This window comes from Streptomyces jumonjinensis (genome assembly GCF_009600885.1).
Taxonomy (GTDB): Bacteria; Actinomycetota; Actinomycetes; order Streptomycetales; family Streptomycetaceae; genus Streptomyces; species Streptomyces jumonjinensis.
Map to the genome: position 1 here is coordinate 40,043 of NZ_VCLA01000184.1, position 9,996 is coordinate 50,038.

Here is a 9,996-nt window from a genome sequence, read left to right on the forward strand (position 1 = left end):
CAATCCCCCATACAGAAGGTATCGGCCCTCACGGCCATAGCCAGATCCCGAAGGCCGACGTCACGCAGGACCCCAAGCGTCTGCGTCCCGGGGGATCGGGACCCTTCCGAGCCGCCCTATCGGTAGTTCAGTCTGCTGAGCGCATCCCCCAGGGCCGCTTTCAGATTGGGTGGATGCGCGGGCGGCGGCTGGGCAGCGCCGGGCGGCAGTACGGGCGCGAGTACCGGGAAGATCCGTCGTCTCTCCGTCCGGCCGAAGTCCATGGGGGTCTCCGATGCCTGGAGCAGCACGGCGCCTCCGTCCAGCGGAAGGACGCAGTGGAACGCCTCTGTCTCCTCAAGGCGTTGGGCGCCGCCGAGCCTGGCCACCAGTTCGCGCGGGCAGATCGTGACCCAGGCGTAGCCGCGCAGGAATTCACGGGCCTGGTGAATGGAGTCATCGTGATGTCTGTTCAGCTGCCGGTCCACCTGAGTGATCAGATCGAAGTCCCGGTACTCCACTCTTCCGAACGACGGGTTCAGGGCGTTCACAGTCTCCCTGAGCGATTCGACGATCCATGTGCAGTATTCGGCATCCGACAGTGCTTCATCACCGCAATTGAGTCTTGCGGAGAGTTCAGCGTGCCCCTCACCCGAGACCACCGACGATGCTCTCACCACGCCCAGATCGGTGTCGCCCGCCTTGTAGAGCAGGTTCGTCCAGTACGGGGCTGGGGGCAGATCATCGAGGAGGTGATCCCAGTTCCCCTGTGCACTCTTGAGACGTTCCCTCCTGCCGTTCTCACGGCGCATGAGCATGCCCCCGGAGGAAACACCTTTGATTCCTTGGCGCTCCCGGTCCGCCACGCCGGAGAGGAGACTGGAGAGCACACCCCGAAACCAGTGAGGGGCCGGCGGCACCGCGGATGCACCGGTCGAGTCGACATCGACCTCGATGAAGAGATCCACCGCCAGCCTTCCTGCTTCGCCTGAGAGTCATCAGCACGCACCGCCAAGACACGCTGATCCACCGCTCGGGATGCTACTGAAAGACGGACTTCAGGTGTCGGACCACGGGGCGGCGGTGCCCCGGCACCGGCCGGTTGCCGAGCCGGCGCCTGCCCGTCCTGCAGCGGTCTGGCCTTCGGGGCACAGCGCTGAGCCGCTCACGCACCATCCGGCTGAGCAGGCCGCACCAACGGCGGCGGTATCCCGGCCGGTCTTCTCGTGCTGTGGAGCCGGCACTGCTGGAGACCGGACATCCGTGGGAGATCACGACCGAACTGCGGCCGCTGCTTGAGTAGACCGCGCGCGCCGCCCCAGTTTTGGCTGCGGACATCACAGAACGGATCACCGCGCACCCCGTTGGCCTCTTCGGCGGTGCGCCGGCCCCGGGCCGGGAGGATGGGACCGCATCAGGCCGGTCGGCGTGCACCGACCGGCCTTGAAGGGAAAGAGTCCCGGGCCGCGCTGGCGGGTCGCTGGGAAGGCCACCGGGGTGGCCGGGGTGCAGCAGGAGCGTTCACCCGGCAGGCGTGGGAAGGCGAGGTGGCCATCAGGCGGGCGCGGTGAGGGCGCGGGGCCGCTGCCTCATTCGCCCGTCAGCCGCACAAGGCGCGCTCCACGAGTCGCTGCACGGCACGCTCTGCCCTCATCAGCTGGGTGAAATCGGCGGTCTTGCCGCTGGCGGTGACGACGACCGACCGGCTGCCGTCGTCGGTGAACCCGGTCCTGACCGTGGTGCCGTCGAGGTCGCCGCCGTGGCCCCAGCGGTGTCCACCGCAGCCCAGGGGCTGCCGCATCAGCCCGAGTCCGTAGCCGAGACCGGGCATCGCCTCCTCGTACACCCCGCCCACGGGCACCGTGCGGCGCATCTCTGCGAGCTGAGCGGCGGGCAGCAGCCGGCCGCCGAGGAGCGCGGTGTAGAACCGGTCGAGATCGCGCCGGGTCGACACCAGGGCGCCCGACGCGTCGGCGGAAGTCATATTGCGGACCGTGGTGTCGGTCCAGCGGTCGGAGCCGCGGAACTTGTGGTAGGTGCGTGCGTGGGGTGCCCGCAGATACGGGTCGTCGCCGGGGGCGTAGGTGTCGCGCAGGCCCAGCGGGCGGATGATGCGACGTTCCACCTCCTCGGCCCAGGGGCGTTTGGCGGCTTTCTCGATGACCATCCCGGCGATCAGATAGCCCGGGTTGGAGTAGTTCCACCGGGGTGCGGGGTCATCCGGTGCCGCGGGCGGGAAGTCGGGCTGGTGCCGCATCGCGTGCGCGATGGATTCCTTCGGGGTGAACCGGTCGAATCTGGTGCGTTCGAAGTCCTCCGCGGTGTCTCCGGTAACCTCGATATGGTCCCAGTTGTAGATGCCGCTGGTGTGCTGGAGCAGATGGCGCAGGGTGATCCGGCGGCCGTCGTTGCCGTTGCCGCCGACCACTCCCGGCAGCCATTTCTCGACCGTGTCATCCAGGGACAGCCTTCCTTCAGCGACCAGTTGCAGCACGACCGTGGCGACGAAGGTCTTGGTGACGCTGGCCGCCCGGAACACCGCGTCGCGCGAGGCGGGCCGACCGCTGCCCAGGACCGCCTCCCCAGCACCGGCGTGGGTACGGCGGTGTCCATGGCGCACCTCCACCGCGATGCCGACGTAGCCGGCATCCTTCAGGGTCTGCTCAGCCTCGCGCGCGAGCCGGGTCGGGGACAGAGGTGCGATCCAGCGGTCCCCGACTGCCGCGGCGGACACGGGCGCGGCGGACGTGGCGGCGGTGGCGGGCACTGCGACGGCACCCGCGACGAGCGCGGCGGTCACTGCGGCGGTGACGACTGCCCTTGAACGGGTCTTCCTCACAGGTGTGTTCATGGCGCCCACGGTGCCAAGCGGGCGGCTGTCCGACCATGGTGCCAGCCCCCGGCCGGGTGTGTGCCCAGCCCCCGTTCCCAGGAGGGGACAGCCCCCCGTCACAGACGGCGGTGGCCGCCACCACAACGGCGAGGGCGTCGGCAGCTTCCGGGCTGAACTGGGACAGGGCAGTGGCGAGGGCGTCGATCGCTTCGAGGGCGTCATCGGCCGCCGCGAGGACGACCGACTTGGACGGGCGGTCCACCAAGCCGGTCCTGGTGGCCGAGACCGCGCCCCTCCCCTCCCCCCTGCCTCCGGCAAGCCGCCCTGCGCTGGCTGCCGTGGTACCCGGAAGTCGGTTACCTCAGCTCACTGCTGAGGCGGTGCAGCAGGGCAGCTGCCATGGCGTTGAGCGCCACAGCGTCTACGCGCGCCCAGGCCCGGCAGCAGCGCCACGGCCGCTGCCCCGTGCTGCTCCGGAGCCCGCAGCCGGATCCGGGTGTGACCGCCACTCCCGTGGTCGCGTCCGTGGCGCAGCCCACGAACCACGCGATCCACGGCCGGTGAGCGGTACCCTCGGCGTCGGCCAAAGATCGGGCCTGGGCATGATCGGCCTCCCACACCCCATGGCTGCGACGCTGAAGCCGCTCGGGCAGACACTGCCCGGAGCAGGCAGGCAGCAACACCTGCTACGTTACGAGTTACTGCATTGTGCGATCGAGGAGTGGCAGACGTGGCGGGTGAAGACGACATCTCCGGATGAGATCCGGATTTGACCGGCCACCGGACAGCGCTCAGCAGTGCTGTCGGCGTGGCTGATTCGTCGTACCCCCTTTTCCCACACTGCCCAGGGCAGAGGTCTGTCTGCCCTTCATTCTTCGAGGTCACTCCATGTCCGACGCTGCCATCGTCTGCTCGAATCTCTCCTTCACCTGGCCTGACGACACCCCGGTCTTCACAGATCTGTCCTTCACCGTGGCCACCGGCCGCACGGGCCTGGTCGCACCCAACGGCTCCGGCAAGAGCACGCTGCTCAAGCTGATCGCCGGAGAGCTCAAGCCCGCCACCGGCTCGGTTTCAATCAACGGGACACTGGGCTACCTCCCGCAGAGCCTCCCTCTGACCGGAAACCTCACGGTCGCCGAGGTGCTCGGCATCGCCGCGGTGATCCGCGCCCTGGACGCCGTCGAATCCGGGGACGTGAGCGAGGAGCACTTCACCACCATCGGTGACGACTGGGACGTCGAGGAGCGCACCCGCGCCCAGCTCGACCGTCTCGGGCTGGCCGGCCTCGCGCTGGATCGGAGCCTGAGCACGCTCAGTGGCGGCCAGGTCGTCTCCCTCGGCCTCGCCGCCCAGCTGCTCAGGCGCCCCGATGTGCTGCTGCTCGACGAGCCGACCAACAACCTCGACCTGGAAGCCCGGCACAGGCTCTACGACGTGCTGGCGGACTTCAACGGCTGCCTGTTGCTGGTCAGCCACGACCGCGCGCTGCTCGACCGCATGGAACGCATCGCCGAACTCGCCAGCGACGAACTGCGCTTCTACGGCGGCAACTTCACCGGGTACCGGGAGGCCGTGCGCGCCGAGCAGGAGGTCGCGGAGAGGAACGTCCGCAACGCCGAGCAGGAGCTGAAGCGGGAGAAGCGGGAGATGCAGCAGGCCCGCGAGCGCGCCGAGCGCCGCCAGAGCAACGCCGCCCGCAACCTCAAGAACGCAGGGCTGCCCCGTATCTTCGCCGGCAACATGAAGCGCGGCGCGCAGGAGTCCGCGGGCCGGGCCGGCCAGATGCACGCGTCCCGGGTCAGCGAGGCCAAGGCCCGGCGCGACGAGGCCGGACGCGCCCTGCGCGAGGAACAGCGCCTCACCCTTGAACTGCCCGACACCCAGGTGCCCGCTGGACGCAACCTCTTCCTCGGCGAGGGGATGCAGGTGCACCATGCCAGCCAGGCCGTGTTCGCCGACGGCGGCGTCGACCTGACCATCCGCGGCCCCGAGCGGATCGCGCTGACCGGGCCCAACGGAGCCGGAAAGACCACCCTGCTGCGGCTGATCACCGGGGATCTCACGCCGGACAGCGGGGAGATCACGCGCAACGACGGACGGATCGCCTATCTCTCGCAGCGCCTGGACCTGCTGGACCTGGACCGCACCGTGGCGGAGAATTTCGCCGCATTCGCTCCCGAGCGGCCCGAGACGGAGCGGATGAACCTGCTCGCCCGATTCCTCTTCCGGGGTGCCCGCGCGCACCTGCCGGTGGGGGTGCTCTCCGGCGGTGAACGGCTGCGCGCCACCCTGGCCTGCGTGCTGTGCGCCGAACCGGCCCCCCATCTGCTCCTGCTCGACGAGCCAACCAACAACCTGGACCTGGTCAGCGCGGGCCAGCTCGAGAGCGCGCTCAACTCCTACCAGGGCGCCTTCATGGTGATCAGCCACGACGAGCGGTTCCTTGGGGAGATCGGAGTGAACCGCTGGCTGCGGCTCGCCGACGGAGCTCTCAAGGAGACCGGAGCCCCCGCGGTGTGAGCCGTCGGCGTGTTCAACGGCCCGCGTCCGAGGCCCGTGTCCGGCGGGCCGACCCATCGATCACGTTGGACGGTTCCCTGTGCCCCGGCCCGCTCTGCTCGCCCACGAACTCGTCCGGCGACCTCGGGGGCCGACGTGTTCTCGGCAGCGTCTCCCTGACCGCTTCCCCCGGCCACCGCATCGGCCTGATCGGGGAGAACGGTATCGGCAAGTCCACCCCGCTGTGCGTACCGGCCGGCGTGGACCAACCCGACGCAGGAAACATCTCGCGCCCTGGTGACATCGGCTTCCTGCACCAGGAAATGCCTTTCGAGGCCGCCTCGTCCATCACGGTGGTGATGGACGAGGCGCTGCGCGAGGCCCGCGAGGACGTCACGGAGCTCGAACGACTCGGCGAGGAGCTCGCCCGTGTCCCCGGGGACTCCTCAGGGTGCCGGGTGCGAACGATGCCCCGGCCCGCTGACGGGGTGTGAATCCGGCGGCCTCGCCGGACGTCGCGTAGTCCCCGAAGGGAACGCGCACCGGCTGTCCGGTCCGGGACGGCGGGGCCCTTCAGCGCCAGTCGCCGATCACCCAGGCCAGCAGGCGGGGGCGGGGCGCAGAGTCGCACGGAACGATCGTCCCGGTGGAGACCGCCCGGTAGGTGACGACGACCTCGATCACCCCGGCCGCCCGGGAGAGGTCACCCAAGACATCGCCGGGTTCCCCGATCATCGCCGGGTCCTCGGCCGCGGTCGCCGGTTCGGAGGTGGTGCAGCCGACGTGCGCGAGGGGCTGGCCGAGGTACCAGCCGCCGACGAAGACGGCGTACAGGACAGCGGTGGCGCCTAAGCGGCGCGGGGTTATCCAGATGGGCATGCGCGGAGTGTTCCACAGCACGCGCAGCGAGCACTCTGTCCCACGACACATGCAGCGGTTCTGGCTCCGATGTCCCGGCTGGACAACGGCCGTTCATCGCGCGCGAACGCACCCCGCCGCCAGGTGCCCAGCCTCGGCTCACAGTTTCTGGGGGCGGGGCGAGCCGCCCCCAGAAGGGGTCGCGCGGCGTTTGTCAGATGCCGAGGGTGGTGAAGGGGCGGCAGACGAACGGCTTGGAGTGTTCGGGGTCGAGCCGGTTGAGAACGAGCTGGGTGACGTTCGGGTCGATGGCCAGGCCGAGGTGGCCGGCCGAGTCCAGGCGGCATCTGTCCTGGAGCACGATGTTGGTGACGCTGTCTCCCGTGAGCAGGCCGCTGGTGTACGGCGTGACGACGGTGTCGTAGCGGGTGACGATGCTGGTGTACGTCGGTCCGGGTACGGCGACGGGGCCGTCGTTGAGCCTGGCGAGGAAGGCCGAGCCGGGCAGGTAGTCCGTGCAGGCTCCGCAGCCGACGCCGGTCAGCGGGCCCTGGAGCTTGAGGGCGGCGGCCAGCGTTGCCAGGCCGTTCAGCGTGGTGCCGCGGAAGTTGGATCCGAAGCCTATGAAATCGTCGACCTTCGTAGCTCCGCCCAGGTACTTGATGTAGTACGCCGGGACGGTGGTCCCTTCGGAGTGGCCGACGATGTCGACCTTGGCCGCTCCGGTCGTGGCGCGCACGCGATCGACGAAGGCACCCACCTCTGCGGCGCTGTCCGTCATCGGAGCGAGCCCGCCGGCCAGTCCGCCCAGCACGGTCTTGCCGTACGTCTCGGAGAAGACGCAGTAGCCGGCCGAGCGGAGTGCGGGGGCCAGGGTCAGGAAGTTGTCCCAGCCGTTGCCACCGAGGCCGTGGACGAGGACCACCGGCTCGGGGTGGGCGGCGCTGGGCCGGCAGGACCAGTTGTTCCACCCCGATCGTGGCGGTGTGTCGGCGGAGGCTGTCGTGGTCAGGGTGGTGGAAGCGAGTGCGGACAGCACAAGGGCTGTCAGGAACGTGCGGAGCTTGGCCATGGGGCGACTCCTTGTTCGCGGGTATATTACCCGGAAGTAGAGCACGTACCCTTGTTACGAACAAGGCATCGTTTCCAAAAAGGAAAGCGCATATGGCTTGATGACCCGAGAGCGCTCCCCGAATCGCGGCACACCAAGCGTGACGCAGCGTCAGGGTGCGCTGAGTCCGGAGCTGATCACTGTGTAGAAACGGTCGAGCCCGTCCTGGAGAGACGCGCGATCGGCGGGCCGCGCGGTGTCGGCGTCCAGGAGCCAGTCGGCGATGATGTCGAAGAGTCCGCCGATCAGCCCCATGGCCACCGCCCGCGGGTGCGGGCCCGCCGCGACGCCGAGCCGCTGCCAGGCCGTCTCGACGAAGGACGCCGCCCACCGGCGGTTGGTACGGCGGTGCACCTCGGCCAGCGGTGTCACGGCACGGCCCTCGCCGAACGTCACGCGCGCCACCCGCACATCGTCCACGAAGGCGTCCGCGAAGTGCCGGATGAGAGCCCGCGCGGCCTCGCTCTCGTCCCGATCGTCGTCCAAGGCGTCCAGGGCCGACGTGAGACGTCCGGTCACATCCACGACGATGCGGTCGAGCAGCGCCAGGTACAGGGCTTCCTTGCCAGTGAAAACCTCGTAGAAGCTCTTGGTTCCGACGTACGCCTGCTTACAGATCTGCTCGATCGAGGTGTCCTGATAACCCTGGGCGGAGAACAGCTCCAACCCCGCGTCCAGCAGATCCTCACGGCGCCTGGCCCGTCGCTCCTCGGCGTCCAGCCCGCGAATCCGCCGGCCTTTCGCGCCCTCATCGTCCACCACCGCACCAACCACTGGCCCAACATACAGGCCCTCGCGTCATCGGGCCGCCCGGACCAGCACATGCGGAAGGTGTGCGCGAGGGTTCACGGGTCCTGCCCGGTCGAGCACGATGATGGCCGGCGAAGTAGCCAGGCGCGCGCCCCGGTGAGCATCGTGGCCGAGGGGCAATGCCCGGACAGTCTTCCTGCACATCGACTCTGGCCTGCGCGAGCCACCGCCACACCGTCACACCTGCGGCCTCGGCCATCACCAGCACACCCCGGCCCGGCGGGTCCCCCACACAGGAATGGGCAAACCCCTGACAGCAACTCACCACCCTGCTTGCAGGCTGACGGCAACCGCGCAGTCACTCTGTGAGAGCCAAACCCAGTCCCGATATCCCGCAAACCCAGGGACAACCACCGCCGTCATCACCACAGCTTTCCATCACCCGGCAGGCCCCGCACTGCATCCTTCCAGCCGCAGCACCGGCTACGCCCTGGCCAAGCAGGACGAGTACCCGGTGACGGCCCTCCGTCTCGGCAATGCCTGCCAAGTCGTCACCGCAGACCTTCACCCGCTCCTCGGCATCACGCCGGAGTCGGCGGCCGAACCAGCCGGAGCCGGCGCGTAACCGGTGCGGCGGGGAGTCGTTGCGGATGTTTCCGTCGTGCTCCCGCGCGCCGGGGTTCCGCTCTGCGAGCGACCCGCCCTGCGGAGAAGACCGGCCAAGCTGCTGTCGTCGTAGAGGAGAGAGGTACGCCATGGGCGATGCGCCTGTGCTGCGGACGATCATCGGGAGACCGTGGATCTTCCGGGCACGCTGGAAGGCATCCGGGCCTCGCTGCCCGAGGAGCAGCGGGAACAGTTCGAGAGGGAGGTCTGGTCCGCTCCTCTGGCGGAGATTCCGCTGATCGCCGCGCGCTGGGGCCCGCCCCAGGAGGCCCACGACGAGGACGAGGCCCTGGTGCAGCAGCTCAGGGCAGGAGACTTCAGCGGATTTTCACCAGCCTGGGGGACGACACCCTGGAGGCCGGGCGGTGACCGCCCGGCCCTATCGGGTGCGATACGCCGACGTGGCCCTGGCGAGCCTCAGGGCTCTCCCCTACGATCCTGCTCGACGTACCGCCGTCCTCTGGCGCGCTGCCCATGACCGCCGAGGCGCGATTCGACGGCCCGGCCTCAGGGCAGCCCCGGGAGGCAGAACAGCCAACCGGGGCCAGCCCTGAGGACCGGTCACTTCCGCCAGAGCAGGTGGTGCGTCACCCCGCTCGGGCTGGGAACGACCTCCAGGTGGAACCGGTCGAGCAGCTCATCGGGGGACTCCCAGAGTCGTAGTCCAGAACCGAGCTTCACCGGTGAGACCGCCACATGCAGGGTGTCGACGAGGTCGGCGTCGAGGAACTGCCGGATGGTGGTCACCCCGCCGCCGAGTCGGACGTCCTTGCCCTGCGCCGCCTCCCGGGCCTGCTCAAGGACCGTGGCAGGGTCGCCGTCGACGAAATGGAACGTGGTGTCGGAAAGCCTGAGCGAGGGACGCTTGTGGTGGGTCAGGACGAACACCGGGGTGCGGAACGGGGGCTCGTCACCCCACCAGCCCTGCCAATCATGGTCGTGCCAGGGCCCGCGCTGGGGCCCGAACTTGTTGCGGCCCATGATCTCGGCGCCGATGTTACGGTCGTAGTCCCGCGTGAGGTAGTCGTCCAGGCCCCGGCTTCCCCCGGGGGCGGTGCGCATGGGCCAGCTCGCCGTGGCACCGGCCCAGGCGAACAGCCTCTCGGGCTCGACATGACCGAACGGCCTCTCAAGGGTCTGGTCCTCACCGGCACCTATTCCGTCACTCGAGACGTTGAAGTTCTGGACTCTCAGTAACTGAGCCATGCGTTCCTCCTGTGATGTGGCGATAACGGTGGTGAGACTATCCGGGCCGAGAAAACTCATCGCTGCGTCCGTGACCGGCCAGAAATTGGGC

General features: G+C 69.1%; 8 protein-coding genes and 1 pseudogene. 3 read left to right on the top strand and 6 right to left on the bottom strand.

Going from position 1 to position 9,996, the window contains the following annotated elements:
• Positions 1-116: 116 nt before the first annotated feature.
• Both FF041_RS29060 and FF041_RS29065 read right to left on the bottom strand, forming a co-directional pair.
• Positions 117-797 carry a type VI immunity family protein gene (locus tag FF041_RS29060; protein ID WP_153525557.1) on the bottom strand — a complete coding sequence of 227 codons (681 nt, stop codon included), beginning with the start codon at positions 795-797 and terminating at the stop codon, positions 117-119.
• A 782-nt stretch (positions 798-1,579) separates the two neighbouring features.
• Complete coding sequence (locus FF041_RS29065) at positions 1,580-2,830, bottom strand: serine hydrolase domain-containing protein (RefSeq protein ID WP_153525558.1); 1,251 nt, start codon at positions 2,828-2,830, stop codon at positions 1,580-1,582.
• 870 nt (positions 2,831-3,700) lie between these two features.
• Between FF041_RS29065 and abc-f the strand changes: the two genes are divergently transcribed.
• Both abc-f and FF041_RS29075 read left to right on the top strand, forming a co-directional pair.
• Positions 3,701-5,335, top strand: coding sequence for a ribosomal protection-like ABC-F family protein (abc-f, locus tag FF041_RS29070; RefSeq protein WP_153525559.1), 1,635 nt, complete (start codon positions 3,701-3,703; stop codon positions 5,333-5,335).
• 79 nt (positions 5,336-5,414) lie between these two features.
• Positions 5,415-5,766, top strand: a pseudogene (locus FF041_RS29075) (ATP-binding cassette domain-containing protein); the annotation flags it as partial.
• Between the two features lie 121 nt (positions 5,767-5,887).
• On the opposite strand, the gene FF041_RS29080 reads toward FF041_RS29075, so the two are convergent.
• The 3 genes from FF041_RS29080 to FF041_RS29090 all read right to left on the bottom strand — a co-directional run bounded on the left by FF041_RS29080 (position 5,888) and on the right by FF041_RS29090 (position 8,057).
• A complete protein-coding gene (locus FF041_RS29080; RefSeq protein WP_153525560.1) occupies positions 5,888-6,193 on the bottom strand; it encodes a hypothetical protein in 306 nt (101 codons plus the stop codon).
• Between the two features lie 193 nt (positions 6,194-6,386).
• Positions 6,387-7,244, bottom strand: coding sequence for a lipase family alpha/beta hydrolase (locus FF041_RS29085; RefSeq protein WP_153525561.1), 858 nt, complete (start codon positions 7,242-7,244; stop codon positions 6,387-6,389).
• A 150-nt stretch (positions 7,245-7,394) separates the two neighbouring features.
• On the bottom strand, positions 7,395-8,057 hold the full coding sequence (locus tag FF041_RS29090) for a TetR/AcrR family transcriptional regulator (RefSeq protein WP_323393017.1): 663 nt from the start codon (positions 8,055-8,057) through the stop codon (positions 7,395-7,397).
• 397 nt (positions 8,058-8,454) lie between these two features.
• On the opposite strand from FF041_RS29090, the gene FF041_RS40430 reads away from it, so the two are divergent.
• Entirely contained in the window at positions 8,455-8,658 is a 204-nt protein-coding gene (locus FF041_RS40430) for a hypothetical protein (protein WP_323393025.1), read from the top strand.
• A gap of 602 nt (positions 8,659-9,260) precedes the next feature.
• Here FF041_RS40430 and FF041_RS29100 read toward each other — a convergent pair.
• Positions 9,261-9,905: a dihydrofolate reductase family protein gene (locus FF041_RS29100; protein WP_153525564.1), complete on the bottom strand. Its 645-nt coding sequence runs from the start codon at positions 9,903-9,905 to the stop codon at positions 9,261-9,263.
• Positions 9,906-9,996: the final 91 nt, after the last annotated feature.

Coding starts and splice junctions, on each gene's coding strand:
- FF041_RS29100 (WP_153525564.1), bottom strand. CDS start 9,905: ATGGCTCAGTTACTGAGAGTCCAGAACTTCAACGTCTCGAGTGACGGA.
- FF041_RS29085 (WP_153525561.1), bottom strand. CDS start 7,244: ATGGCCAAGCTCCGCACGTTCCTGACAGCCCTTGTGCTGTCCGCACTC.
- abc-f (WP_153525559.1), top strand. CDS start 3,701: ATGTCCGACGCTGCCATCGTCTGCTCGAATCTCTCCTTCACCTGGCCT.
- FF041_RS29065 (WP_153525558.1), bottom strand. CDS start 2,830: ATGAACACACCTGTGAGGAAGACCCGTTCAAGGGCAGTCGTCACCGCC.
- FF041_RS29060 (WP_153525557.1), bottom strand. CDS start 797: ATGCTCATGCGCCGTGAGAACGGCAGGAGGGAACGTCTCAAGAGTGCA.
- FF041_RS29080 (WP_153525560.1), bottom strand. CDS start 6,193: ATGCCCATCTGGATAACCCCGCGCCGCTTAGGCGCCACCGCTGTCCTG.